The 25,187-nt window shown below is 33.4% G+C and carries 28 protein-coding genes; 7 read left to right on the top strand and 21 right to left on the bottom strand.

Features of this window, described 5'->3' with window-relative positions; all coding sequences use genetic code 11:
- Positions 1 to 57: 57 nt before the first annotated feature.
- The 18 genes from ACFFVB_RS01010 to ACFFVB_RS01095 all read right to left on the bottom strand — a co-directional run bounded on the left by ACFFVB_RS01010 (position 58) and on the right by ACFFVB_RS01095 (position 6,126).
- Positions 58 to 732: a response regulator gene (locus tag ACFFVB_RS01010; RefSeq protein ID WP_382380264.1), complete on the bottom strand. Its 675-nt coding sequence runs from the start codon at positions 730 to 732 to the stop codon at positions 58 to 60.
- A gap of 18 nt (positions 733 to 750) precedes the next feature.
- On the bottom strand, positions 751 to 2,742 hold the full coding sequence (locus ACFFVB_RS01015) for a tetratricopeptide repeat protein (protein WP_382380266.1): 1,992 nt from the start codon (positions 2,740 to 2,742) through the stop codon (positions 751 to 753).
- Between the two features lie 127 nt (positions 2,743 to 2,869).
- Positions 2,870 to 3,025, bottom strand: coding sequence for a hypothetical protein (locus ACFFVB_RS01020; RefSeq protein WP_382380268.1), 156 nt, complete (start codon positions 3,023 to 3,025; stop codon positions 2,870 to 2,872).
- Between the two features lie 41 nt (positions 3,026 to 3,066).
- Positions 3,067 to 3,219 (bottom strand): hypothetical protein, encoded by a 153-nt coding sequence (locus ACFFVB_RS01025; protein ID WP_382380270.1) that lies wholly within the window; start codon positions 3,217 to 3,219, stop codon positions 3,067 to 3,069.
- Positions 3,220 to 3,267: 48 nt separating this feature from the next.
- Positions 3,268 to 3,420, bottom strand: coding sequence for a hypothetical protein (locus ACFFVB_RS01030; protein WP_382380272.1), 153 nt, complete (start codon positions 3,418 to 3,420; stop codon positions 3,268 to 3,270).
- A 47-nt stretch (positions 3,421 to 3,467) separates the two neighbouring features.
- On the bottom strand, positions 3,468 to 3,635 hold the full coding sequence (locus tag ACFFVB_RS01035; RefSeq protein WP_382380274.1) for a hypothetical protein: 168 nt from the start codon (positions 3,633 to 3,635) through the stop codon (positions 3,468 to 3,470).
- A gap of 48 nt (positions 3,636 to 3,683) precedes the next feature.
- Entirely contained in the window at positions 3,684 to 3,836 is a 153-nt protein-coding gene (locus ACFFVB_RS01040; protein WP_382380276.1) for a hypothetical protein, read from the bottom strand.
- A gap of 47 nt (positions 3,837 to 3,883) precedes the next feature.
- Positions 3,884 to 4,036 carry a hypothetical protein gene (locus ACFFVB_RS01045; RefSeq protein WP_382380276.1) on the bottom strand — a complete coding sequence of 51 codons (153 nt, stop codon included), beginning with the start codon at positions 4,034 to 4,036 and terminating at the stop codon, positions 3,884 to 3,886.
- A 48-nt stretch (positions 4,037 to 4,084) separates the two neighbouring features.
- The gene (locus ACFFVB_RS01050; RefSeq protein WP_382380278.1) at positions 4,085 to 4,237 is read right to left on the bottom strand and encodes a hypothetical protein; all 153 of its coding nucleotides are present in this window, start codon (positions 4,235 to 4,237) and stop codon (positions 4,085 to 4,087) included.
- A gap of 46 nt (positions 4,238 to 4,283) precedes the next feature.
- Complete coding sequence (locus ACFFVB_RS01055) at positions 4,284 to 4,436, bottom strand: hypothetical protein (RefSeq protein ID WP_382380270.1); 153 nt, start codon at positions 4,434 to 4,436, stop codon at positions 4,284 to 4,286.
- A 46-nt stretch (positions 4,437 to 4,482) separates the two neighbouring features.
- Positions 4,483 to 4,650: a hypothetical protein gene (locus tag ACFFVB_RS01060; RefSeq protein ID WP_382380280.1), complete on the bottom strand. Its 168-nt coding sequence runs from the start codon at positions 4,648 to 4,650 to the stop codon at positions 4,483 to 4,485.
- Positions 4,651 to 4,696: 46 nt separating this feature from the next.
- Complete coding sequence (locus tag ACFFVB_RS01065) at positions 4,697 to 4,864, bottom strand: hypothetical protein (RefSeq protein WP_382380282.1); 168 nt, start codon at positions 4,862 to 4,864, stop codon at positions 4,697 to 4,699.
- A 46-nt stretch (positions 4,865 to 4,910) separates the two neighbouring features.
- Positions 4,911 to 5,078, bottom strand: coding sequence for a hypothetical protein (locus tag ACFFVB_RS01070; RefSeq protein WP_382380284.1), 168 nt, complete (start codon positions 5,076 to 5,078; stop codon positions 4,911 to 4,913).
- Positions 5,079 to 5,124: 46 nt separating this feature from the next.
- Positions 5,125 to 5,292 carry a hypothetical protein gene (locus ACFFVB_RS01075; RefSeq protein WP_382380286.1) on the bottom strand — a complete coding sequence of 56 codons (168 nt, stop codon included), beginning with the start codon at positions 5,290 to 5,292 and terminating at the stop codon, positions 5,125 to 5,127.
- A gap of 48 nt (positions 5,293 to 5,340) precedes the next feature.
- Positions 5,341 to 5,493: a hypothetical protein gene (locus tag ACFFVB_RS01080; RefSeq protein ID WP_382380288.1), complete on the bottom strand. Its 153-nt coding sequence runs from the start codon at positions 5,491 to 5,493 to the stop codon at positions 5,341 to 5,343.
- Positions 5,494 to 5,541: 48 nt separating this feature from the next.
- Positions 5,542 to 5,694, bottom strand: coding sequence for a hypothetical protein (locus ACFFVB_RS01085; RefSeq protein WP_382380270.1), 153 nt, complete (start codon positions 5,692 to 5,694; stop codon positions 5,542 to 5,544).
- A 48-nt stretch (positions 5,695 to 5,742) separates the two neighbouring features.
- Positions 5,743 to 5,910 (bottom strand): hypothetical protein, encoded by a 168-nt coding sequence (locus ACFFVB_RS01090; protein ID WP_382380290.1) that lies wholly within the window; start codon positions 5,908 to 5,910, stop codon positions 5,743 to 5,745.
- Positions 5,911 to 5,958: 48 nt separating this feature from the next.
- Entirely contained in the window at positions 5,959 to 6,126 is a 168-nt protein-coding gene (locus ACFFVB_RS01095; protein WP_382380280.1) for a hypothetical protein, read from the bottom strand.
- An 826-nt stretch (positions 6,127 to 6,952) separates the two neighbouring features.
- Here ACFFVB_RS01095 and ACFFVB_RS01100 point away from each other — a divergent pair.
- Together ACFFVB_RS01100 and ACFFVB_RS01105 are read left to right on the top strand one after the other, a co-directional pair.
- Positions 6,953 to 7,990, top strand: coding sequence for a serine hydrolase (locus tag ACFFVB_RS01100; protein ID WP_382380292.1), 1,038 nt, complete (start codon positions 6,953 to 6,955; stop codon positions 7,988 to 7,990).
- Positions 7,968 to 10,817, top strand: a complete 2,850-nt coding sequence (locus ACFFVB_RS01105) for an NTP/NDP exchange transporter (RefSeq protein WP_382380294.1) — start codon at positions 7,968 to 7,970, stop codon at positions 10,815 to 10,817. The genes ACFFVB_RS01100 and ACFFVB_RS01105 overlap by 23 nt, the downstream gene beginning before the upstream one ends.
- On the opposite strand, the gene ACFFVB_RS01110 is transcribed toward ACFFVB_RS01105, so the two are convergent.
- Positions 10,814 to 12,076 carry a serine hydrolase gene (locus ACFFVB_RS01110; protein ID WP_382380296.1) on the bottom strand — a complete coding sequence of 421 codons (1,263 nt, stop codon included), beginning with the start codon at positions 12,074 to 12,076 and terminating at the stop codon, positions 10,814 to 10,816. The genes ACFFVB_RS01105 and ACFFVB_RS01110 overlap by 4 nt on opposite strands.
- A 2-nt stretch (positions 12,077 to 12,078) precedes the next feature.
- Positions 12,079 to 14,970, bottom strand: coding sequence for a PEP/pyruvate-binding domain-containing protein (locus ACFFVB_RS01115; RefSeq protein ID WP_382380298.1), 2,892 nt, complete (start codon positions 14,968 to 14,970; stop codon positions 12,079 to 12,081).
- 348 nt (positions 14,971 to 15,318) lie between these two features.
- Here ACFFVB_RS01115 and ACFFVB_RS01120 point away from each other — a divergent pair, with 348 nt between their 5' ends.
- Complete coding sequence (locus ACFFVB_RS01120) at positions 15,319 to 15,933, top strand: DUF2490 domain-containing protein (RefSeq protein ID WP_382380300.1); 615 nt, start codon at positions 15,319 to 15,321, stop codon at positions 15,931 to 15,933.
- Between the two features lie 37 nt (positions 15,934 to 15,970).
- On the opposite strand, the gene ACFFVB_RS01125 is transcribed toward ACFFVB_RS01120, so the two are convergent.
- A complete protein-coding gene (locus ACFFVB_RS01125; RefSeq protein ID WP_382380302.1) occupies positions 15,971 to 16,309 on the bottom strand; it encodes a cupin domain-containing protein in 339 nt (112 codons plus the stop codon).
- Positions 16,310 to 16,524: 215 nt separating this feature from the next.
- Between ACFFVB_RS01125 and ACFFVB_RS01130 the strand changes: the two genes are divergently transcribed.
- The 4 genes from ACFFVB_RS01130 (at position 16,525) to ACFFVB_RS01145 (ending at position 25,132) form a co-directional block, all read left to right on the top strand.
- Entirely contained in the window at positions 16,525 to 21,573 is a 5,049-nt protein-coding gene (locus ACFFVB_RS01130) for a translocation/assembly module TamB domain-containing protein (protein ID WP_382380304.1), read from the top strand.
- A 40-nt stretch (positions 21,574 to 21,613) separates the two neighbouring features.
- Positions 21,614 to 23,893, top strand: a complete 2,280-nt coding sequence (gene tamL / locus ACFFVB_RS01135) for a translocation and assembly module lipoprotein TamL (protein WP_382380306.1) — start codon at positions 21,614 to 21,616, stop codon at positions 23,891 to 23,893.
- A gap of 83 nt (positions 23,894 to 23,976) precedes the next feature.
- A complete protein-coding gene (locus ACFFVB_RS01140; protein ID WP_382380308.1) occupies positions 23,977 to 24,762 on the top strand; it encodes a HipA family kinase in 786 nt (261 codons plus the stop codon).
- Complete coding sequence (locus ACFFVB_RS01145; RefSeq protein ID WP_382380310.1) at positions 24,749 to 25,132, top strand: DUF3037 domain-containing protein; 384 nt, start codon at positions 24,749 to 24,751, stop codon at positions 25,130 to 25,132. The genes ACFFVB_RS01140 and ACFFVB_RS01145 overlap by 14 nt, the downstream gene beginning before the upstream one ends.
- Positions 25,133 to 25,187 lie beyond the last annotated feature (55 nt).

Genomic DNA, 25,187 nt, shown 5'->3' on the forward strand with positions numbered 1-25,187 from the left:
TAAAACCGTACTTTTTACATTTTATTTAAAATTTCTGTTCTTTTTATAAATATTATTTTAAATAAATCCCAATTTCTTAGCTTCACTAATTAAAGATTCGTCTTGCCCATCTTCTATACTAAACAGCATTTTTAGTTGTTTTTTTCGTTTTTCGACACCGCTTAAAGATAAATTAACATGCTCGGCCAGGTTTTTAGTTTTTACACCCTGCGATAACAAATATAAAATACGTCGGTTTTTATCGTCTAAATAAATATCACTGGTTACGGTTTGTTTTAAGTATTTATTTACAGTACCACTATAAAATGGAGGAAAATTTATTATAGCTTGGAAAGCACTTGCTAATTCCCTAGATGTTAAATCACTTTTTATTAAAAACCCTTCTGGATTAAATTCCTCAATTATATTATGAATTCGGTAAGCCTCGTTAAACATGGTTAAAATTACAATCTTGGCATCAGGCAAAATTTTACGGGCATATCTTGCTAAATCTTCACCACTTGTAAACTGACCATCTGAAGAAGGTGGGATTTTTATATCTATAAATAGTATATCGTAATGTTGTTCTTTTCGAATACTACGATGCATAGCTTCTATAGATTGATCGCAATTATTAGCCACATCTATTAATAACTCTTGTTCCGGTTTCTTGGTAGACAATAATGTGTTTTGATACCCTTCGAGAATCATAGGATGATCGTCTGTCATTAAAATTCTAATAAGTTCGCTCATTTCTTGATTACTATTTTTTTAATTAAAAATCGGGGTTCTAATTGAAATTTTTGTGCCTTCATTTTTCTCTGATTTGATCACTAAGGAACCATTGATTTCGTTTACACGTGACGACATATTTTTTAAACCGATTCCTTTTCTGGATTTTGACAACTCAAATCCGACTCCATTGTCTGTGATGTCTAAACAAATATCACTTTCTTTTCTGTAAAAATTGATATTAAAATGGTCTGCTTTTGCGTGTTTATAAGAATTTTGAAGTGCTTCTTGAATAATTCTATAAAAATGAATTTTAATTCTGTTAGAAATTCCATCCCAATTTATATTGTCTTCATATTTTAATGCACACTCTAAATTATATGCTAAAGATTGCTTCTCTAATAGTTCCTTAACAATATCGATATACCCAGAATGAGACACGAAATCCATATTTAAATCGTGCGAAACTTTTCGAATTTCTAATTCAATCGTTTTTAATTCGTCTATATAATTGCTCCGCGTTTCTATGGCTTCGTCTGTCTTGCTCGCATTTAAACTATCTAAACTTAAACGAGTTCCAAAAAGACGTCCCAAAACACCATCGTGCAATTCTTCAGATATTCTACGTTTTTCTAAGGTTCTCGCCTCCTCTATTTTATCTTGTTGAGAAAGCATAAGGTTATAAATCTCTTCGTTAGCTTTCTGTTGTACTTGTTTAAATTCTAATGCTTTGTTTTTATTGCGCTGAAATACGATTACAATTATTAAAAATGACGTTATTAATAAGACCACAGAAATCAACATAAACAAAAGTCGTTCTTTGGTTATTTTTTCATTTTTAAGCTGTATTTCTTTTGTTTCATATCTTATTCTGGCAAATTTATTACGCACAGAACGTTCACTTTTATGAAGACTATCGCTTAAACGAATGTAATCTTTGTAGTAGTCTACCGCCACACTATCTACCTCTATTTCAGACAAAAGCAATAAGGATTTTAACAAATCGTCGTTATGATAGTTCTCCGATATGTCTTTTGCTTTATGTGCATAAAATTTAGCTGAATCCTTCTGATTCTTATCATTATAAAATTCTGCTAAATGTTGATTTATAATAATAGAATTATAGGAAGAGTCATTTAAACTATTACTAACCTTTAGCGCTTCTAAATAGAGTTCCGGAAGCTGGTCTTCATTTTTGTTTAAATATAGCGTATGTGCATAATTGTCTAAAACAAGAGCATAAATTTGAGGACGTTGTGTTTTTAAAGAAGTGTCGCTTAAAATGTCTTCATAATACCTTAAAGCAACATCGTAAGCCCCTGAATTTTTATAGGTTAACGCTAGGTTATTCATGGAATTACTAATCGTCTGACTATTATCCCCGTTTAAACGGCGTTTTAATTCTAATGATTTATTATGATAATCTAATGCATCTTCATACTGCTCGAGTTCATCGAAAACTATTCCCAAATTATTAAATAAAAAGGCTTTCTTACGAATATTATTTTGGGTGTCGGGCAAAGAATCTAAAAGCGTAATCCCTTCGACAGAAGTGACTTCACTACCAATAAAATCTTTTTCATTTTTTTGAATAATTGCAATTCCTAATAAGGTAGAAGCCGTATTATAATTGTCTTTTAATGCCCTATAAATTTTTTCTGCTTTATAAAAATAATTATAAGCACTGTCTGCTGACCGTCTAAAATAGTAATTGGCGGTATTGTGATACAATAAGGCTAAGGACACAGAATCCCCTGCTTGTTCAGCATGTTTTAAATTTTCATTATTCGTACTTAAAAATAATTGATCAGCGCCTTTTTCTTTATACAAGTTCGCTATTTCAATGGTGCTTTTTAATTTTAAGGAGTCTATTTTTAATTTAGTAGAAAGTTGTTCTGCCTGTTTCGCAAACAAAAATCGACTATTATAATCGTACTCTTTGAAATTAGAAGATTTCTCAAGTAGACGTTCGATACTATCAATATCTTTAGTTTGTGCGAAAGTCTTAACATTGAAAACGTTAAAACACATCACAAGACACATTAAAATTTTATAAAAGGTAGTCAAGATTTAGGATATCATTTCACCAAATATATTTATATTTTTTGAATATAACATGTAATTAAAACGTTCAATAAGGTATCTATTTCAGGGTCTGTTATAATTCGTCGATCGCGCCTCCCACTAGAATTGGAATTCTGGATTCTACGTTATCTGGAGCCACAAGCATATCGTCGTCCATTTCTTCATTGACAAAAGCAGTTAACGATCCGAATAACAAAAAGACTATCACTCTAATTTTTAAATTTTTCATAAGTATATAGTGTTAGGATTGTGTGTTTTTTTTAAAATCTATTATAATTCGTCGATTGCGCCTCCGGTATCAGATGTGCTTGCTTCGATAGTATCTGGTGCAACTAGCATATCGTCGTCCATTTCTTCATTAACACATGCGGTTAACGATCCGAATAATAAAAGGGCTAATACTGTATATTTTAGAGTTTTCATAAGTAAATGTTTTTAGGGTTGTTATTATTTTAAATTTATTTTAGGTGATTATAGTTCGTCGATTGCGCCTCCAGTATCAGATGTGCTTGCTTCTATAGTGTCTGGTGCAACTAGCATATCGTCGTCTAGTTCTTCGTTTACACATGCGGTTAACGATCCGAATAACAAAAGAGCAATGGCTGTATATTTTAAAGTCTTCATAAGGTGATGTTTTTAGGGTTGTTATTATTTTAATTCTGTTTAATCTGTTATAGTTCGTCTATCGCGCCTCCGGTTGGTACTGGTGCTGGTGCTTTCATTTTTGCTTCTACGTGATCTGGAGAAAGTAACATATCGTCGTCCATTTCTTCGTTTACACATGCAGTTAACGATCCGAATAATAAAAGTGCTAATACTGTAATTTTTAAGGTTTTCATAAGTATATATTTTTGGGGTTGCTATTATTTTAAATTTATTTTAGGTGATTATAGTTCGTCGATTGCGCCTCCAGTATCAGATGTGCTTGCTTCGATAGTATCTGGTGCAACTAACATATCATCGTCTAGTTCTTCATTAACACATGCGGTTAACGATCCGAATAATAAAAGGGCTAATACTGTATATTTTAGAGTTTTCATAAGGTGATGTTTTTAGGGTTGTTATTATTTTAATTCTGTTTAATCTATTATAATTCGTCGATTGCGCCTCCGGTATCAGATGTGCTTGCTTCGATAGTATCTGGTGCAACTAACATATCATCGTCTAGTTCTTCATTAACACATGCGGTTAACGATCCGAATAATAAAAGTGCTAATACTGTATATTTTAGAGTTTTCATAAGGTGATGTTTTTAGGGTTGTTATTATTTTAAATTTATTTTAGGTGATTATAGTTCGTCTATCGCGCCTCCGGTATCAGATGTGCTTGCTTCAATAGTGTCTGGTGCAACTAACATATCGTCGTCTAGTTCTTCATTGACACATGCAGTTAACGATCCGAATAATAAAAGTGCTAATACTGTAATTTTTAAGATTTTCATAAGGTGATGTTTTTAGGGTTGTTATTATTTTAATTCTATTAATCTATTATAGTTCGTCGATTGCGCCTCCAGTATCAGATGTACTTGCTTCAATAGTGTCTGGTGCAACTAGCATATCATCGTCCATTTCTTCATTGACACATGCGGTTAGTGATCCGAATAATAAAAGTGCTAATACTGTATATTTTAGAGTTTTCATAAGGTGATGTTTTTAGGGTTGTTATTATTTTAATTCTATTAATCTATTATAATTCGTCGATTGCGCCTCCGGTTGGTAATGGTGCTGGTGCTTTCATTTTTGCTTCTACGTGATCTGGAGAAAGTAGCATATCGTCGTCCATTTCTTCGTTTACACATGCAGTTAGTGATCCGAATAATAAAAGTGCTAATACTGTATATTTTAGAGTTTTCATAAGGTGATGTTTTTAGGGTTGTTATTATTTTAATTCTATTAATCTATTATAATTCGTCGATTGCGCCTCCAGTTGGTAATGGTGCTGGTGCTTTCATTTTTGCTTCTACGTGATCTGGAGAAAGTAGCATATCGTCGTCTAGTTCTTCATTAACACATGCAGTTAACGATCCGAATAATAAAAGGGCTAATACTGTAATTTTTAAGATTTTCATAAGGTGATGTTTTTAGGGTTGTTATTATTTTAATTCTATTAATCTATTATAATTCGTCGATTGCGCCTCCAGTTGGTAATGGTGCTGGTGCTTTCATTTTTGCTTCTACGTGATCTGGAGAAAGTAGCATATCGTCGTCCATTTCTTCGTTTACACATGCGGTTAACGATCCGAATAATAAAAGTGCTAATACTGTAATTTTTAAGATTTTCATAAGGTGATGTTTTTAGGGTTGTTATTATTTTAATTCTATTAATCTATTATAGTTCGTCGATTGCGCCTCCGGTTGGTAATGGTGCTGGTGCTTTCATTTTTGCTTCGACGTGATCTGGAGAAAGTAACATATCGTCGTCTAGTTCTTCGTTTACACATGCAGTTAACGATCCGAATAATAAAAGAGCTAATACTGTAATTTTTAGAGTTTTCATAAGGTGATGTTTTTAGGGTTGTTATTATTTTAAATTTATTTCAAGTGATTATAGTTCGTCGATTGCACCTCCGGTATCAGATGTACTTGCTTCAATAGTGTCTGGAGAAAGTAACATATCGTCGTCCATTTCTTCATTAACACATGCAGTTAACGATCCGAATAATAAAAGTGCTAATACTGTATATTTTAGAGTTTTCATAAGGTGATGTTTTTAGGGTTGTTATTATTTTAAATTTATTTTAGGTGATTATAGTTCGTCGATTGCGCCTCCGGTATCAGATGTGCTTGCTTCGATAGTGTCTGGTGCAACTAGCATATCGTCGTCCATTTCTTCATTGACACATGCGGTTAGTGATCCGAATAATAAAAGAGCTAATACTGTATATTTTAGAGTTTTCATAAGTAAATGTTTTTGGGGTTGCTATTATTTTAAATTTATTTTAGGTGATTATAGTTCGTCGATTGCGCCTCCGGTTGGTAATGGTGCTGGTGCTTTCATTTTTGCTTCGACGTGATCTGGAGAAAGTAGCATATCGTCGTCCATTTCTTCGTTTACACATGCAGTTAACGATCCGAATAATAAAAGTGCTAATACTGTAATTTTTAAGGTTTTCATAAGTATATATTTTTGGGGTTGCTATTATTTTAAATTTATTTTAGGTGATTATAGTTCGTCTATCGCGCCTCCGGTTGGTAATGGTGCTGGTGCTTTCATTTTTGCTTCTACGTGATCTGGAGAAAGTAACATATCGTCGTCCATTTCTTCATTAACACATGCAGTTAACGATCCGAATAATAAAAGTGCTAATACTGTATATTTTAGAGTTTTCATAAGTAAATGTTTTTAGGGTTTATTATTTAAGTTATATAAAGGTGTAATTATTCAATGTAAATGCTTTTAAGCGGAGGAAGGAAAATGTTTTTCATAAAGGCAATAAAAATCCTGCACTAATCATAACGATATGAATTAGTTACACAGCAAATTTATAACAAATTTAACATAAATACCACACACCTAGATTACTAAAAGCAACCTATTCGATGAATCACCCATATTTATTATTTTCAGAGTAAATGAAACGATTTATTGCGAAAAAAACATAATCGGAGACCTAGTATCCGAATACAGAGGTTCATACGTTAAGTAGAGCGTAGTACGATTGGAAGATCGATGCTAAAAACAATAATTGGGAATAGTATATTATTAGTTCTAAATGCAGATAGTAAAAAAGCCATAGGGAATTATTTTGGTTGATGTATCGCTAAATTTAGCACTAAATGAAGATTATTCGACCTTTCGCACCTATTAAAAGCATGACACTCGAATTAAAGTAATATAAGCCTATTTAAACATAACTCTAGATGGCTTTTTTAAGAAGAGTTACCACTCCGAAAACCAAGCTTACTCTATTTATAAATTCAATAAAAAAACGACGTCGGAGGTAACTCTTTAGTAAACTTTTAAAAATTATTATTAAAATATCAATATTGAATACCAAAAAAAAAGTATCTACGTTTCATACATTAATTACCTATGACATTACTTATTTTTGTGAAGCCAACTTCATAAACTCTAAAAATAACTTTAAGTTAAAGTTGTTTTTTATTAACTGATTTTAAATTAATATTGCACTCGTGTTTAATGAGTTAGAACATTTATGAAAAAAGAAAACGCAAAACAGTCACTGCTGAAATATAAATATATTCTTGTAGGTTTAATAATTATTACATCTTCCGTTTTAGGCACTAAAACTTTAGCAAAGTATAAAACAAACCCGAATCATTTAGCTTCAAAATTAGAATTCAATACAGCTATAAATATCAACGCAGACGATAATTATGCACACTTGCCATTTACTGCTCCTGCAGAAGATTTTAGACCTTTAGATCTATATAACGATAACGAATTTACTTCTGTATTACAAAAAGAGATTTATAAAAACACGAGCTGGAAACAACTTATTAAAGATAAAAAGATGGCTATTGGGGTTATCGACTTAAGTAATCCTGAATTCCCAAGGTTTGCAAACCTCAACGGGAATGAAATGATGTACGCAGCGAGTTTACCTAAAATTGCCGTATTACTAGCCGCTGAAGATGCGATTGAGCAAGGCGAATTAAAAGATACTCCCGAGGTTAAAAGCGATATGCGATTAATGATTAGCAAATCGAACAATCAAGCAACCACAAGAATGATTGATCGTGTTGGGTTTCAAAAAATTGAAGACGTTTTAACTTCAGAAAGATACCATTTATACGATAAAGATAACGGTGGCGGATTATGGGTTGGCAAGCGTTATGCAGCTTCTGGAGCTACTAATAGAGAGCCTTTAAAGAATTTAAGTCATGCTGCAACAGCAGAACAAGTTTGTCGCTTTTACTACTTAATGCTACATGGAAAACTTGTAAATCCAAAACGTTCTAAGCATATGTTAGATATGATGGAGCACCCTGAACTACATCATAAATTTGTAAATACATTGGAAAAAATAGCTCCTGATGCGCGGTTATTTAGAAAATCTGGATCATGGAAAAATTGGCATGCCGACTCTATATTAGTATGGGATGCAGAAAGAAAATATATATTAGTAGCTCTAATAGAAAATCAGAATGGAGAGCAAATTATTCGTAATTTGATAACCCCAATTGAAAAAGCTATAAATATAAAACCTAATGCGGTTATTAAAACGAGTTAAAACCTATCTTCTTAAAGTATTCGACTTAAATGAAGATGAGTTACAGAAAACCTTACTTCTGCAACTCAATATATTTTTGCTAATAACTACTCTTTTAGTAGTTAAACCCACAATAAATTCACTCTTCCTTTCAACTCTTACAGCCAACGCTCTACCGTTAGCTTATATACTAACGGCCATTTCTGCTGTAATTGGCTCATATTTTTACGATAGATTTTTGGAGCGTTTCCCTCTAAACAAGGTTATAGAGCTGACTATTTTAGGATGTTTAGCGTCACTTATAATCTTCGGAATAACCTTAAATATAAATGTAGATCTGGGTTATTTATTATACATCCCTTATATCTGGGTTGCCATATACGGACTACTAACAACATCTCAGTTTTGGATTCTAGCCAACCTCGTCTATAACATTCGTGAAGCTAAGCGGGTCTTTGGGTTTATTGGTGCAGGAGCAATAGCCGGTGGTATTTTTGGAGGTTATTTAACCTCTCTGCTAACGCGATTTATAGATTCGGAAAACCTACTATTTGTCGCCGCTTTTTTACTGTTTTTCTGCTTACCGATAACACGGTATATCTGGAAAAAAAATGTGAGCAAACCCGAATTTGTTCCTCTAAAACAGAAACCTGTTTATAAAGGCGAATCACCCCTAAAACTTATTAGACAATCTAAATTATTAAGTTTAATGGCGCTTGTTATTGGGGTTAGTGTAATGGTTGCAAAATTAGTAGATTATCAATACAGTCATTTTGCTTCAGAATTAATTGTAAACCCCGAAGATTTAACATCGTTCTTTGGATTTTGGTTTTCAACATTAAGTGTCGTTTCCCTTCTTATTCAATTGTTTTTAACCAAGCGTATTGTTGGCACTTTTGGAGTCGGCAAATCCTTATTATGGCTCCCTACTGGAATTTTATTGGGTTCTATGCTATTATTATTTGTCCCAGAATTAGGTGTCATTGTATTCATAAAAATTATTGATGGTAGTTTAAAACAATCAGTAAATAAATCGGCTACAGAATTATTATCTATTCCCATTCCTATCGATTTAAAAAAGAAAACTAAAACATTTATCGATGTTGTAGTAGATAGTATAGCTACCGGATTAGCTGGAATTATTCTTATCTTTTTTATAAACGGACTTAATATTCATTCGATTTATGTAAGTATAATCACCATCTTACTCATTATAGTATGGATCTTTTTAATCTTTAAGTTACGCTTGTCTTACATAAATGCTTTTAAAAATTTATTGGACACCTCTGGCAGTAAAGATATTGATAAGTCTAAGCCTAAAAAAATAGTACTTCCTGTAACGTCTATTATAAGTAGTATAAAAGATGTGTTTGAACATGGTTCTGAAAATCAGATTTTACATATGCTTCAAAGGACTTTAGAATCGCCGGACGAACGCTTATTTTTGGCAACAAAAGCATTATTAAAACACGAGTCTGTAAAAGTTAAATCGTTAGCTATTGAAAACTTATACTACTTAAAAACTGAAGATCTTTCCGATCAAATTGAACCTTTTATTTACAATCCAGATCAGGAATTAACCACAAATGCATTTCAATATTTAATTCATAAACGTAAAAAAGACACCCTAAATCTCTTCGAATCCTACCTAAATAGTACAGATGAATCCATAAAGAATGCAACATTAATCGGTTTATCTTTAGAATTGAATAACAACCCGATTTTACAAGAACGCTTCAACTTTAATAGATGGTTACAAATCGCTATTGACGAATGGAGTATATCATCGGACACGGAATATAAGACCGTAAAAATTAAAATAATTCTTGATGCTATTGGGAATATTCATGCAAAGGCTTTTTATTATATGATTGGAAATCAACTTCAAAACACCAATCTGAGTATTGTAAACGTTGCCATTAAAAATGCAGCTAAAACAAAGTCTAATCTCTTTTTAGATGCTATCGTTTCCTGGCTTTCTAAAAAAGAAACAAGAACACAGGCGATTAAAGCGCTTCATAGTTACGACGAACATATAATTGATGAATTGATAGATAAAACGCTGAAAGAATATTACGATTTAGATGACATGTTTGTGATCCCTACAGTTATTGAATCGTTTGCATCTCAAAAAGCAATTAATGCCCTGCTAAAATTAATTGACACCACAGAACATTCTGTAACTATAGAAGCTATAGATAGTTTAAAACGTTTAAAATGGAATTATCCAACCTTAAAAGTTAAGGATGCTTTTATAGTCGATAAAATTTTAGACGAATGTCAAGTTTATCAAACCACCTTATCGTCTATTCATTCGCAAATCATAATTAATTTTAAAGAGCGTATTAATCACGTAAACACGCAGGCTGAAGATGAAGCTAGAAATGGCTTGATGCATATTTTAGAACAGCGATTGGACCGCCAATTGCGCCGTATATTTAAATTTTTAGGCATTAAATATCCACCGAATGAAATCGATCCCATCCTAGATATTATTATTAATGGTGAAGAAGAACAACGTATCAATGCCATAGAATTTTTAGATAATATTCTGGATTACCATCTAAAACGCGAATTGATTCCTATAGCCGAATCTGCTTTTATTAACAATGACATCTCTTATGATATTATTAAAAAACTAAACCTAAAGGTGTATTCTGAATCGGAATGCTACAAGATCTTATTACAACGCCACGACATAAAAATTAAACATGCAGTCCTGTATTTAATAGAAAAAACAAACAAAAAAACATTTATTCCGCTAGTACAAATGGTATTAAACGACACGAGTAAAAGTATTAGAAATCAAGCACAGCAAACTCTAGATGTGTTAAAACAGTTGCCTTAATATTCGTCTTCACTTTCCATTATGGCATCAATTTTAGAAGCCAATATTAAATGATCGTAAGCTGAATTTTTCTGCAAAACATTACTCATTAAACACACGGCGTAGCGCTTACCATTTGGTTTTTCGACTATAGCCACAGAATTCATATAGTTATAAACATTACCCATATAATTGCCACATTTGCCTTTGTCTTTGTCACATTTATAAAAACTACCAGATTTAAAATAAACTGCAGAACTATCTAACGATTTGGAGCCCGCATAACGGATTCGTCTATCTGTCATGTACAACAGACGTTTCATCTCTAAACTCGATTTTTCATCTACAATCTCTCCTTTTTCGAGTGCCATTACAAATTTTATAAGTCCGATAGGCGTACCAATACTTCCACCACTTCCTGGTATATAATCTCCTGCTCCATTTGTAAAAAACTTACCTAAACGCCATTCGTCTTCGGTAATTCCAAGTTCTCTTAAAGGCGCATTTACTAAATCTACAGCCAATTGAGATAATTCATTTTTCGGTGTATTTTTAAAGTAGGCTTCACTTTCTTCGAAAGTTAATTTCGGATACTTATCTTGAAACACATGCATTAATACTGCTTCTCTCCAAACTACACTGGCAGCACCATTATTACTAACAGAAACCATATGGTCCAACCACTCGTAAAGACTAAATGTATCTGTAGCAAGCACTGTACGTTTTACCAATTTCTGAGTTTCTAAATTGTAAATAGGCACCGTATGATGATCGTATAACGCCCATTTTCCTGCAGTAATAATTTTATTTTTCAGTAACTGTTGGCGCTCCTCAAAACTACTTCCTGGTAAAATTTCACACAGTTGTTTAAAAAATGCTGCTAATACGACTAGCTTCCCCACACTTCCTGGCTGATATCCTACAGATTCGCGATGTTGTGCGTATCGTAAAGGTTGACCTTTCGTCATATCTAAAACCGTCATAGAATAGTTTTTATCTAATCCTCTAAACAGTTTTTCTACACGGTCTTGCAGTTCTTTATCTTCTTCAGGAAGATTAACTAATTCAGACTTTCTATCGACTAAATTTAATTCTATTGAATTTATATCTTTAAATGCTCCTGGCGGAATCCGATCGCTTTTAATTTCTCCATTTTTTACACGCTCTAAGTAGGCCAAACGTTTAATCCCTGTTAAGGTATAACCATCGATCGGGTAGAAATGATTGGCCGTAAAACCAAAACATCCTAAAATAACAATAAGTAGAAGTAGTTTTTTCATAATTATAAAGGAGCGTTAATGGATATTTTTTTATTTAAGTCCACTTTAGGTGTAATCGACTCTAAATAAGTGGAGCTTTTAGCTTTTTTATTTTCGACAAACGGACGGACTTGAAACAGCCAGAGTTTATCATCTTTAAATCCAAGTTCGACATCGTAGGGCCCTTGAATATCTTTTTTAGACATTTTATTAATTAATTCTTTACTAAAATTATTTACCGCTTTTAAATGTGCTGTACTCACAATTTGTTTTTCGAAAGTAGTAATATGGCGTTCCGTTCCTCCTGTACTTGGCAACGATAAATATGAAGGTTCTCGCGATGGTGAAATTAAACGATGATCTCCATTATTTTTAATCGTCCATGTTTCTGCCGCTTGTCCGTCTACAGCGCCGCCCACACCACGACTAAAAGCGACAGTAATTTCATCTGTTTTCCCTGTAGACACACCTTTTGTAATCATAACACCAGAAAAATCATTATTCACTCCTGGAATGACTAATATTGAAGGATATACATTTTCAGGATTTGTTAAATATTTTTGGCGCCATTTAAAACTACGCTCTGTATAAGGCGATGCCCAAACGGTTTTTATACCTTCAATAATTTTGTTACGCTCTAATACATTAAATAAGGTTAAATTTAAACCAGCACCTGTAAAACTCTTTAAATCTTCCATATTGGTATCACTTCTTAAAAAGACTGGAGTTTCTCCTAAATCGGTACCTAAAACAGTTTGAAAACAATTTTCCAAATCTGTAACAAAATCATCTAAGAGAGGCATTTCAATAATTAAATTTCGGAGTTTATTTAATGCTGTTAATTGAAACTGCTCAACGTCTTTATCTGGTTTCCCATCTGCTGTCATCTGGCGCGCATCTTTAAAAATACTATTTAGATAATCCCAATACGTTGTATCTTGATTGGGAATATTTTGTTTCATATGATTTAAAAATATGCCGAAAGGAATTACAAAACCATCCACCACATGATCTGGGAAATTTTCTTTGAGTTCGCCTAAATTAGCGGCTTTCGGACCACAATAAATACCTGAAGACTCTGCATTGACTTCATTTAAAGTTAAAATGGTAGTTCGATCTAGTTTAATTTTTTCCACAGGAACAGTAATCATATCGTGCGACTGTTCTGCTTTAGAAAACAACTGCTTTTCTTCAGAAGTCATTTCAGTTTCGCGTTTCATAATTACGGTACCTTTATTAGAAACCGCATAGAAAACAACTTCGCCAGAATATGTTTTAAACTCTCTAATATTATCCGATGAAATCGCTGCATTTGGAATCCCTAAATTACGAGCCAGCAACTGCACATGGGATACTAAATTCCCTTCGGAAACGGTTAAAATTCCGGCTATAGGTTTTAAATCCGATGGTGGTCTTTCGAAAACATAAATATTATTTGGGTCGACCTCCATGCCTTCTCCAGAACCATCAACAACTATTAATTTCCCTTTAGCATAACCTGGATTTAGACCATGAATATGACTTTGATTCTCTAAGTTTAAAACACGATTACTTAATGAAGATTCCGACGAAATAAACGTCCCTAACTTCCCTATACTATTTCCTAACGGTAAGGCGACAGAACCACGAATTCTATCATCCATAAAACCATGAACCAACGGCTCGAAACCTTCATAAAGTAAAACGACATCTCCAAAAATTGCACTATTTTTTCCTGTCCCCCACTCCAATTGTTTACGTGCTGCTTCTAAAATTAAATTCAATCTTTCTATAGATAAGCTAGAATCTTTTATGTCTGAAAACTGCGTTTTAATTTCTTTCCACTCCCATATTTCTGTGTAGCCCGAAGCTGCTGAAGCAGTACTTAAATAACCTATTTTACGAATTAAATCTTGTAAATTTGTTTCTGGAAATCCCCCAATCTGTGTTGTGATTAACAACTCTAATTGAAGAGACAAATCAAATAAAGCCAATCGCCCTTCAGCCGTTTGTTCTTCCAAAAGATGTTCCCGAATAATCCACATGGTTTCCGCAGTGCTTTCTATCTTTGATGCTATGGTTGCACTTTTATAATCTGCAATAAAATCAGTTAATTTATTTTTTAAATCTCCATTGGAAATATCCTTTAAATACATAGACAAACTTTCGATTTGAACGGGTTTAAAATAGTCGTTCATGGTTTGTACCAAATCATCCAATTGTGTATTAAGTTTTGGCGTTAATTTACCGCCCTGGTCACTTTTAAATTGTTTTACACGTTCTATGTCCGAAGGTTCTGGTTGTCCATGAATTTTGATTCTAAGATTCATAAAAGGCTCATATTCTTCGGCTAAAACTTTAGACTGACTGCGCATAAGCTGAGCGACATTGTCATCTTCAGAATGCGGAATATCTTTTACCGCTTGTCTAATTAAATAAAAGTCTTTAGTAATGACTTCATCATTTTTAAGTAACCCTATAAAAAATGCTTTTCCCCAAGCTTGTTCGTCCTCGACTTGAATCGCACCACGATAAAACTGAGCACGTCTATGTATCCAACCATTATCTACAGATTTTAAATAGTTTTCCACCATATATTGCTTTAAACGCGAATGATTATGATCTTGATCCCAAAAATCATCCTTATTGGTAGATGCTAAAATCTGACCCAAATAAATGTGAGACTTTTCTCCTAAAGTAATAACCTCCTCTTTGTACCTCGCATGTTGCACACCTCCATCTTCGCAAGGTTCTTTTGGCATGTTTAAAGTACCATCGTCACAAAACCAACGAATGTCTCGGTAAGGACCTCGAATATCTTTTTTATAATTAGAAATAGACTCCTTGATTTTAGAATTATCTACAGCCGATTTATCTTGTGCAAAAACAGCACAAGTCATTAAAAAACAAATAAATGAGACAACTAATTTGTTCATAGCACATGGAAATGGTTCTTAACGAAAATATATAAATCTATACTAATAACGTTAGAATAATGAATAAAAACTTTAGGGTACAAAAACCGACATATTTTCCAATATAACAGGCTTTAATACATTAAAAATTAGCACAATTAACCAAAGCGTACACTTTAATTATATAATATTAGAATTGAAAGTTTATGAACCGATATGCGTCTAGGTTTTACGCTTTCTATATTTTTTTATATTTTTGAAAACTACTCTAAAAGACATTCTAAAATGCCTAGTATTTCTAAACTTTCTTTAATTGCTTTTCTAATATTTTTTTCTAATAATATCTACTCTCAACTTAACGATAAGAAGATGGGTAGTTGGTTTATGTATGCCTTTAATACCGAAATAAACGAAAGCCAATGGGGGTTTCAAGGAGATATACAACATAGAAATTGGAATGTTTCGGGCGATTTAGAACAGTTGCTTTTAAGAGGAGGTGTGCATTACACACCCAAAAACAGCAGACTTAAACTTACAGCTGGATATGCCTATATCCAATCTGGTTATTACGACTCGAGCGAAATTCAAAACCATGAGAACAGAATTTACCAAGAAGCTAGAATCCCGCAAAAGATTGGTAGCCGTTTTTACCTAGCGCATCGTTTTAGATTTGAGCAACGTATAGTCCAAAACCAAGATTTTAGAACCCGATTTAGATATGCTTTAAGTATAGATGTACCTATAAACAATAGATTATTAATTCCTAAAACATGGTATGTTACGGTATACGATGAAATATTTATTAACGGACAGAAAGATATTGGTAACGATATACAAGTAGATCTTTTCGATAGAAATCGTGCGTATTTTGGAATAGGTTATATTATATCGCCACATTTAAAAAGCACATTTGGATTCCTTAGACAAAGCACCTCCACCTGGAGTAAAAATCAATTTGTATTGAGTCTATTTCACAATATTTAATTGTTTTAGATTTCAAAACAGCAGATGATCGGCTAACCTATTCAACCACCTTTTCCACACGGTCTACTGTATCTTGAATAGAAAGTGTTAGACGCACAATACTGTCTTCCTTAGCGAATAAATCGTGAGGCACATTAGAATCTAGTGTTAATATATCACCTTTTTTTAATGCATGCGTTTGTCCTTCTACCCCAAAATCAATTTCACCTTCAAACAATTCAACAACTATAGGTTTTGGTGCTTTGTGCTCTTTCATTAACTGACCTTTCTTTAATAAAATGCGAATTTCTTTACTAAATGCCGTTTGCAGAAGCACACTAATTGCAGGCTTATCGGCGTTATATTCTAAATTATCGTATAAATTATTTGTAATCATAATGAATGTATTAAAAAGGTTTGTTTGTAGAATGTTCCATTTTACCGAAGATATTAAAAATTAGTCAGAAACTTATTATCTTAAATCTTTAATAAGGAACCAAATTAGCTTTACAGAATGATTACATTTGATTCAATATTGGTTCAATATTGATTGAGATTGAGTTAATTTTAGTGGAATAATTATAATATGTTTGCGCCAATTCAACTTTTACTTTGGAAGAAAAACAACAAATCAAAACAAAACCATCTACAAAGCTTAAGATTTTTAAAATCTTAAGAACTATTTTCATCGTCTTTTTTCTCCTCTTTCTTGCTATCATACTCTTTATAAGAAGTCCATGGGGACAAAATATTATTGTAGATTATGCCACGTCTTTCGTTTCGGATAAAACTAAAACCAAAGTCGAAATAGACAATCTTTTCATCACTTTAGATGGGGACATAAAATTAAAAGGACTGTATTTAGAAGACACTAAAGGAGATACCCTAGTTTACTCTAGATCGCTTGAAGCCGATTTACCACTATGGCCAGCCATTACAGGAAAAGGCATAGGTATTGAAGATTTAAATTGGGAAGGTTTACGTGCCAATGTTATTAGAAAAGATTCCATTTCTGGTTATAATTTTCAGTTTTTAATTGATGCTTTCGCCTCGAAAACGCCAGCACCCGAACCGCAACCAGAAGTTTCAAGCGAACCACTAAACCTTATTATTGGCGACATCCATCTAAAAGATTTTAATATTGTTTTTAACGATGCTGTTCTGGGTATTGATAGCAAATTTAAAATCGGTCAGGTTGAATTAGATTTTGACACTTTCGATTTAGATGCTATGGATTTTAGAACATCTGATATTTTAATCTCTAATTCTGAAATTAACTACATTCAAAGTCCTGTTCCGCCTTCTGTAGATACAACAGCTACAACTTTGCCTTATTTGCTTTTTGAAGATTTTAAAATTGAAAACACAAAAGCGCACTACGTTTCAGCTGAAGATGGCATGGATTTAAACACCAATATTTCTACATTTTATGCCGAAAACACAACGATCGACTTAGCCAATACTAGTTATTCCATTGAAAATTTGGGCTTAAAAGATTCTGAAATTGTTTTTCTAACCACGAGTAACACATCAGAAACTAAAACTGAAAGTCCACAAAATTCATCCTCTGCAATTGAGTGGCCAGCATTAGTGCTAAAAGTGGATAATATCGATATAGAAAATAATAAAGTTAAATATGCCGTCGATAATGCAAAACCAATTAAAAACATATTTAATGCCAATGCCATTTATTTGGACAATCTTATTTTAAATGCAGAAAACATATATCTAAAAGATAAAACTGCAGGTTTACATTTAGAAACCTTTTCTTTTATTGAAGGTTCTGGCCTAAATCTTAAAAAAGGGGAATTACAGATTGAAATTACAGATCAGTTTTTAAAGCTAACAGGATTAGATATCGCACTTAATAACAATAAAATCGCTGGAGAATCGCGTTTAGAATATCCAAATATTTCGGCCTTAACCAAGGCACCCGAAGCTTCAAAATTAGACTTACAAATACCGGTTATTCAACTAGACATTACTGATGCTTACCGATTTCAACCCGAATTAAAAAACAACACCTATGTTGCTAATTTAAGTCAGAAATTAATCACCGGGCAATTACATGCGAAGGGCTATTTATCGGCGATCAATTTAAATAATACGTCCATAAATTGGGGCAAAACCACACGTATCTCTGCTACAGGATTAATTAAAAATGTGACCAATCCAGATAATCTAATATTAAACATATCCCCATTAAAAGCCCAAACTAGAAAATCTGATTTACTCCAATTGGTAGACGAAAAAGAATTGGGTTTAAATTTACCAGATAGCATTGTGCTTACTGCAACTATAAATGGACGTTTAAACAATATAAAAACCGAGGCACAATTAACCTCATCTCAAGGTCTCGCTAAGTTAACTGCCTCTTATAAAGACAGCAGCGGATTAGCTTTTACATCTGACCTAGAGATTAAAGAATTTAAACTTCAGGAACTTTTACAAAACGAAAATTTAGGTCCATTAAGTGTCACTCTTAAAGCGAGCGGAAGTGGTAAAACCATAAACGATTTAGACGCGAATTTGGATGCCATGATTTCAAGTTTTAGATTAAAAAATTACGACATTATAAACTTGCCTATAACAGGTAATATTGAAAATGGAAAAGGATATATCGAATCGGCCTACAAGGACAAAAACATAAACTTAGATTTAAAAACAGAAGTCGTTTTAGATAGCGTATCTCCAGAAATTATTGCCGACTTAAACCTTATTGGAATAGACTTACAAGCGCTTGGATTGATGCAAAAAGACATTCGAGCTGGACTTAAATTACATGCAGAATTTAAAGGAAATGCAGATGTTTTCGATTTAAAAAGTAACATAAATAATGGAACAATTGTTTTCGATAACAGCACCTATTTACTTGGAGATATTAATGCTGAAGCTCATGTAAAAAGCGACACCACCTTTGTGAGTGTAACCAATAAACTATTGAGTTTGGAGTTAGCTTCTAATGCCAATCCAGCAACGTTTAGTAAAGCTTTAAACGAGCATATTTCTAGCTACTTTAGTTTAGATACATTAAATACAACTGCAGACACTTCCAAAACACTAACGAACAAACCCGTGCAATTAAAACTAAGAGGCACACTAAATGATTCTCCTATAGTTAGTGATGTCTTTGTTTCAAGTTTAACGAATATAGATACTGTAAATATCGCTTTAGATTTTAATCAGGCAGAAAAACTTTTAAACGCCAAAGTATTAGCACCTCATATTAATTATGCGGGGAACGAAATTGACAGCTTGGCATTTACATTAAATACGGATAAAGAAAAGTTTATTTTCGACCTTGGTTTTAATAATATTTTAGCTGGACCTATACATATAAAACGAACAAAATTTAGCGGAAATCAAGTCAATAAAGAAATGGATTTCACCATGATTTCTTACGATCAGGAAGACGTTTTAATGCAATTAAATTCTAAAATTAAAAAAGAAGAGGATCAAATAATAATTAACGTCTTACCAGATAGCTTAATTTTAAATAAAGAACCTTGGCAAATTCCGAGCGACAATGCGTTAACTTACAGTCCTGGCCGTTTAGATTTTAAAAACTTCAAATTTAGTAATACTACTAAATCAGTATCCATTGTAAACTCAAGCTCTGAAAGTGATGGAAAAGATCAGATTACTGTAGATATCGAAAATTTTAAAATCGAAGACTTTCTCGCGTATTTAAATCCGGATAAAGAATTAGCGCAAGGGGAATTAAACGGGGCTATTACAGTTCAAAGTCCATTTGAGAACCGGGGATATATAGCCGATATTTCCATTAATAATTTCAATGTTATTGACACAGATTTGGGGACCTTAACTTTAAAAGGCGATTCTAAAACTAAAAATGATTACACCTTTAATTTATCAACAAAAGATGGCGATGCCGATATAGATGTTGTTGGCGAGTACACCGCTTTAGATACCAACACAAATTTAGATGTCGATTTTGCGATAAATGAATTTAAAATGAAAGCGATAGAAGGGCTTTCTCTTGGCGAACTTGCAGAATCTTCAGGTGCTTTTAGCGGTAAATTCAAGATTGATGGTTCATTAGACGATTTGCAATACGCTGGCGATTTAGTCTTTAAAGACTCAAAATTTAAAATTACAAAACTGAATAGTTTTTTCGTTTTGGCTAACGAAACATTAAATATAGATAACAGTGGTATTAGCATGTCTAATTTCACCATAAAAGACGAGAACGACAGTGCTTTTGTTTTGGATGGAAAAGTAGGTACCGCTTCTTTAATAAATCCAACATTCGATTTAAAAATTAATGCAAACGATTTTCAAGTTCTTAATGCTACAAAAGAGGAAAACGATATGTATTATGGTTTCCTTTCTTTTAATGCCAATGGAACCATTCAAGGCGATTTAAATGTGCCTATAATTAAAATGGATGTAGGTGTTTCACCTCGAACAAATGTCACCTATGTATTACCATCATCGGCAGTAAATATTGAAGAACGTGACGGTGTTGTACTTTTTGTAAACCGAGATAATCCGGATGCCATTTTAAGCAGAACGCAAGAAAAACAAGCCACAGTTACGGGAATAGATCTGCAAACCAATCTGTCTATTAGAAAGGAAGCCGTTATTACTCTGGTTTTAGACGAATCTACCGGAGATAATTTTCAGACCTCCGGAAATGGTGACTTTATATTTACCATGGACACCAACGGGCGCATGAATTTATCTGGAGTATATACCGTTTCTGGCGGACATTATGAGATGAGTTTATACGAGGTTGTAAATCGTAAATTCGAGTTAGTCTCTGGTAGTAGAATTTCATGGTCGGGAAATCCGCTAGATGCCACCTTAGATGTTAAAGCACTATACAATATAGAAACATCGGCTTCTTCGTTAATGGCTTCTCAAGTATCAGGATCGGACCCAACTACTCAAAACAAATACAAACAAGTACTCCCTTTTGAAGTGTATTTAAACATAAAAGAAGAACTTTTACGTCCTAAAATTTCATTCAGTTTAGATATGCCGGAAAGTGAACGTGGCGCCATTAGCGGACAAGTTTACGGAACCATTCAGCAGGTTAATCAACAAGAAGGCGAATTAAACAGACAGGTATTTTCACTATTAGTAATGAATCGTTTTTATCCCGAATCAGGAAGCGATGGTAGTAGTGGTGGTTTTGCTTCTATAGCGAGAGACAACCTTAACGATGCCTTATCCGACCAGTTAAATATGTTTTCAGACAAACTTATGGGGAATTCGGGCTTAGAATTAGATTTCGGACTAAATAGTTTTACAGATTACCAAGGCGACTCCTCGGAACAGCGTACACAACTGGATATTGCTGCTCAAAAGAAATTATTTAACGACCGTGTAATCGTTCGTGTGGGTAGTGCTGTAGACATAGAAGGTAGTGATCCTACCGGAGAAGAATCGCCTTTAATAGGAGATGTCAGTTTAGAATATTTAATTACACCGTCTGGAAAATACCGTCTTAAAGCTTTTCAGAAAAATGAATATGAATCTGTAATAGATGGTCAAACTATTGTGAGTGGATTAGCGTTAATTTTCACACAAGAATTTAATGAATTTCAGGAATTATGGGATGCCTTGTTTCGAAAAGAAAAAGCACTTGCTAAAAAAAGGAATAAAAAAGAACTTAAAGTGAAGAACAGTGATTAAACAAACAACCTTTTATAAAAGTACTAACCGTTTATTTAAATTGAATAAACGGCTATACGTTGCTCTGCTCTTGTTGCTTTTAGTGATTCAATCTTGTAGTATCCAGAAGCACATTCCTGAAGACGAATTACTGTACACCGGTGGTAAAGTCGTTATAGAAACAGATTCTATATTAGAGCAAGAAGAACAACTTAAAAGTGAATTAGAAAACATATTAAGACCAGCCCCGAACTCTAAATTTTTAGGAGTCTATCCTGGCTTATATTTTTATTACAAAACACAGCGAGAGAAACCCGGTTTTATAAATAATTGGCTTTATAAAAAGGTCGGGGAAGAACCTGTGTATGTCTCAGATGTTAAAACCTACGAAGTCGACGATATTATAATCAATCGACTAGAAAATCACGGCTTCTTTTACAGTAACTCGTCTTCAACTCTAGATAAAAATGAAGAAGAAAAAACAGCTGAAGCACTTTATAACGTATCGATAAAACAACCTTATACTTTAGCGTCTTATCAATTAGATTCTATACAAGAACCTATTTATACAGATATTAAAAGCAGTATAAGCACTACGGAATTTAAAGAAGGTCTACGGTTTGATTTAGCCTTTTTAAAAACCGAACGCCAGCGTATAGATAACGAATTAAAAAGAAAAGGGTATTACAATTTTAACCCAGATTTTTTAATATTCGAAGCCGACACCACGAGATATAGCTCGAGGCAATTCGATTTATATTTAAGACTAAAAAATGCAGTTCCACAAAAATCATTAGTACCATATCGAGTAGAAAAAATTAATATCTATTCTAATTACGATATTGAAAACAGTGCCGCTACCAACGATACGATTCGGTTTAATAATAAAAACTTTATAGAAACGGAATCGTATTTTAATCCTAAAAACTTAGATCCTTTTATTACACTTAAAGAAGGCGATTATTATAGTCCGCGACAATCTAGAAATACAGCAAGACGCCTTTCAACCATAGGAACTTATAAATATGTAAACATTCAGTACGAAGAAATGGATTCTTTATTAACAGACTCCACAGCGGTTTTGCATGCCAACATTTACCTATCTCCTTTAAACAAGCGCGCTTTAAAAGCAGAATTGCAAGCCGTGACAAAATCTAACAGTTTTGCCGGACCTGCATTAGAATTTTCGTACAGTAATAGAAATTTATTTAAGGGTGGAGAAATTTTCAATTTAAGCACGAATTTAGGTTACGAATTTCAAATGGGAGGTAATAAAAACGATCCAAGCGCAAGTAGTACATCCTTAGGTATAAAAGGAGAAGTACTCTTTCCTAAAGTACTATTCCCTTTTAAAATTAGCGACAGTTTTTTCGATTACTCTATTCCAAAAACAAAGACCAGCTTAGGGATCGATTATTTAAACCGATCAGATTTATATAGATTACTCTCGGGTACAGTAGAATTTGGATATTTATGGAATGAGAACAAATATACTACCCACGAGTTTAATCCGATTTCTATCAATTATAATAACTTGATTAAAACCACTCCAGAGTTTGATGAAATACTAGAGGATAATCCGTTCTTACAACAAAGTTTCGATCAAGAATTTATAGCAGGTTTAAATTATTCCTTCACCTATAATGAAATGGTAGATGTAAATAAAAAACATCAAATTTACGCCAATACAACCGTAGATATTGCGGGTAATGTGGTTAGTTTATTTGGTAAGGACGATGCAGACACTAGAACCAGAACATTCTTAGGCTTGGAATACGCACAATATGCCAAAGTTGATATTGATTTTAGATATCATTTTAATATTAATAGTAATCAAAAAATTGCCACGCGCCTCTTTGCAGGATACGGAATGCCATATGGAAACTCTGATTTGATGCCCTATATTAAACAGTATTATTCAGGAGGACCAAATAGTGTTAGAGCATTTAGTATTCGTTCTTTAGGACCAGGAACCTATGCCGGTACAGAAGATGGTTCTTATAACAATTTTGTAGATCAGACGGGGAATATTAGATTAGAAGCAAATATAGAATATCGTTTTCCGCTCTTTTCATTCTTTAAAGGTGCATTATTTGCAGATGCCGGAAACGTTTGGAATTCAAAAGAAAATGAAGCCTTACCAGGCGGAAAGTTCAGCTCAGATTTTATGTCACAATTAGGGATTGGTGTTGGCGTTGGATTGCGTGTAGATGTTCAAGGGTTTGTAATCCGTTTCGATTTTGCAGCACCAATTCACGATCCGACATTAGAAGAAGGAGAACGTTACGACTTTCAATACAACGAAACGACTTTTAATTTCGGTATCGGATATCCGTTTTAGATTGTTAGGCACACCATATTTTACCTAAACTTATAAACCAAAGCGTGTAACTTATTACTAAATTTGTCATCTAGTTTTTAAGTATGACACACAATTTTGAATTAAGACACGTAAACGTAACGCGGTACATGATGCCATTACGAGAAGGCGGATCATTACCTGCTTTAGCCGAAGCTGACGACGATTTTAAATATGTTTTAAAGTTTAAAGGAGCAGGACATGGCACCAAGGCATTAATAGCCGAACTTATAGGTGGACAAGTTGCAAAGGCATTACACTTACAGTTACCCGAATTGGTTTTCGCTCATTTAGACGAAGCTTTCGGACGCACTGAAGCCGATGAAGAAATTCAGGATTTACTTCAAGGCAGTCAGGGTTTAAACCTGGCATTACATTTTTTATCTGGAGCCATAACTTTCGATCCTGCGGTCACCACTGTAGACGAAACCTTAGCGTCTAAAATTGTGTGGTTAGATGCATTTATAACAAATGTAGATCGTACATTTAAAAATACAAATATGCTAATGTGGCATAAAGAATTGTGGTTAATAGATCACGGAGCATGTTTATATTTTCATCATTCTTGGAGTAATTGGGAACAATCGGCTAAGAGTCCGTTTAAACTTATTAAAGATCATGTACTCTTACCACAAGCTTCACAAATAAAAGCAGTTGATGCCGAATTTAAAGCGATTTTAACCCCAGAAATTTTAAAAAACATTGTCGATACCATACCTGATGAATGGTTACAATGGGAAGACGTAAACGCTTCTCCAAACGACATTCGTGACGTCTATTTTAATTTTTTAAACACGCGCCTCGCCCATTCTGAACTCTTTGTAAATGAAATTGAACATGCAAGATCTTAAACTATACGAATATGCTATAATTCGCGTGGTTCCTAAATTAGAACGCGAAGAATTTATAAATATCGGTATCATTTTATTCAGTAAACAAGCCAAATTTATTACGGTTTTACATCACATTCCAACTGAAAAAATAAAACATTTCTCAGATGATTTTGATATCGATCAACTTCAAAAAAACATGATTGCTTTTGAATGTACTGCCAACGGAACTAAAGCTGGCGGTCCCATTGCATTAATGGATATTCCGTCGCGTTTTAGATGGCTCACAGCTATTAGAAGTTCGGCGATACAAACCTCCAGACCACATCCTGGTATGTGCGCTAATTTAGAAAAAACAGCACAGCGCTTGTTTGAAGAGTTGGTTTTATGAGTTTTACCTTAGTAATCTATTGCATTACTATTTAATTCGTTTAAGCTAAAGCGCA

Source organism: Formosa undariae, from assembly GCF_042427615.1.
Lineage (GTDB): Bacteria > Bacteroidota > Bacteroidia > Flavobacteriales > Flavobacteriaceae > Formosa > Formosa undariae.

What these genes read in the sequence shown, in the direction of transcription:
- ACFFVB_RS01125 (WP_382380302.1), bottom strand. Translation starts at nt 16,309, where the DNA reads ATGATTACAAATAATTTATACGATAATTTAGAATATAACGCCGATAAG.
- ACFFVB_RS01075 (WP_382380286.1), bottom strand. Translation starts at nt 5,292, where the DNA reads ATGAAAACTCTAAAAATTACAGTATTAGCTCTTTTATTATTCGGATCG.
- ACFFVB_RS01035 (WP_382380274.1), bottom strand. Translation starts at nt 3,635, where the DNA reads ATGAAAACCTTAAAAATTACAGTATTAGCACTTTTATTATTCGGATCG.
- ACFFVB_RS01015 (WP_382380266.1), bottom strand. Translation starts at nt 2,742, where the DNA reads ATGTGTTTTAACGTTTTCAATGTTAAGACTTTCGCACAAACTAAAGAT.
- ACFFVB_RS01085 (WP_382380270.1), bottom strand. Translation starts at nt 5,694, where the DNA reads ATGAAAACTCTAAAATATACAGTATTAGCTCTTTTATTATTCGGATCA.
- ACFFVB_RS01105 (WP_382380294.1), top strand. Translation starts at nt 7,968, where the DNA reads ATGCGGTTATTAAAACGAGTTAAAACCTATCTTCTTAAAGTATTCGAC.
- ACFFVB_RS01145 (WP_382380310.1), top strand. Translation starts at nt 24,749, where the DNA reads ATGCAAGATCTTAAACTATACGAATATGCTATAATTCGCGTGGTTCCT.
- ACFFVB_RS01100 (WP_382380292.1), top strand. Translation starts at nt 6,953, where the DNA reads ATGAAAAAAGAAAACGCAAAACAGTCACTGCTGAAATATAAATATATT.
- ACFFVB_RS01095 (WP_382380280.1), bottom strand. Translation starts at nt 6,126, where the DNA reads ATGAAAACTCTAAAATATACAGTATTAGCACTTTTATTATTCGGATCG.
- ACFFVB_RS01070 (WP_382380284.1), bottom strand. Translation starts at nt 5,078, where the DNA reads ATGAAAATCTTAAAAATTACAGTATTAGCACTTTTATTATTCGGATCG.
- ACFFVB_RS01120 (WP_382380300.1), top strand. Translation starts at nt 15,319, where the DNA reads ATGGGTAGTTGGTTTATGTATGCCTTTAATACCGAAATAAACGAAAGC.
- ACFFVB_RS01115 (WP_382380298.1), bottom strand. Translation starts at nt 14,970, where the DNA reads ATGAACAAATTAGTTGTCTCATTTATTTGTTTTTTAATGACTTGTGCT.
- ACFFVB_RS01090 (WP_382380290.1), bottom strand. Translation starts at nt 5,910, where the DNA reads ATGAAAACCTTAAAAATTACAGTATTAGCACTTTTATTATTCGGATCG.
- ACFFVB_RS01045 (WP_382380276.1), bottom strand. Translation starts at nt 4,036, where the DNA reads ATGAAAACTCTAAAATATACAGTATTAGCACTTTTATTATTCGGATCG.
- ACFFVB_RS01040 (WP_382380276.1), bottom strand. Translation starts at nt 3,836, where the DNA reads ATGAAAACTCTAAAATATACAGTATTAGCCCTTTTATTATTCGGATCG.
- ACFFVB_RS01060 (WP_382380280.1), bottom strand. Translation starts at nt 4,650, where the DNA reads ATGAAAACTCTAAAATATACAGTATTAGCACTTTTATTATTCGGATCA.
- ACFFVB_RS01010 (WP_382380264.1), bottom strand. Translation starts at nt 732, where the DNA reads ATGAGCGAACTTATTAGAATTTTAATGACAGACGATCATCCTATGATT.
- ACFFVB_RS01080 (WP_382380288.1), bottom strand. Translation starts at nt 5,493, where the DNA reads ATGAAAACTCTAAAATATACAGTATTAGCACTTTTATTATTCGGATCG.
- ACFFVB_RS01020 (WP_382380268.1), bottom strand. Translation starts at nt 3,025, where the DNA reads ATGAAAAATTTAAAAATTAGAGTGATAGTCTTTTTGTTATTCGGATCG.
- ACFFVB_RS01055 (WP_382380270.1), bottom strand. Translation starts at nt 4,436, where the DNA reads ATGAAAACTCTAAAATATACAGTATTAGCACTTTTATTATTCGGATCA.
- ACFFVB_RS01110 (WP_382380296.1), bottom strand. Translation starts at nt 12,076, where the DNA reads ATGAAAAAACTACTTCTACTTATTGTTATTTTAGGATGTTTTGGTTTT.
- ACFFVB_RS01025 (WP_382380270.1), bottom strand. Translation starts at nt 3,219, where the DNA reads ATGAAAACTCTAAAATATACAGTATTAGCCCTTTTATTATTCGGATCG.
- ACFFVB_RS01050 (WP_382380278.1), bottom strand. Translation starts at nt 4,237, where the DNA reads ATGAAAATCTTAAAAATTACAGTATTAGCACTTTTATTATTCGGATCG.
- ACFFVB_RS01065 (WP_382380282.1), bottom strand. Translation starts at nt 4,864, where the DNA reads ATGAAAATCTTAAAAATTACAGTATTAGCCCTTTTATTATTCGGATCG.
- ACFFVB_RS01030 (WP_382380272.1), bottom strand. Translation starts at nt 3,420, where the DNA reads ATGAAGACTTTAAAATATACAGCCATTGCTCTTTTGTTATTCGGATCG.
- ACFFVB_RS01140 (WP_382380308.1), top strand. Translation starts at nt 23,977, where the DNA reads ATGACACACAATTTTGAATTAAGACACGTAAACGTAACGCGGTACATG.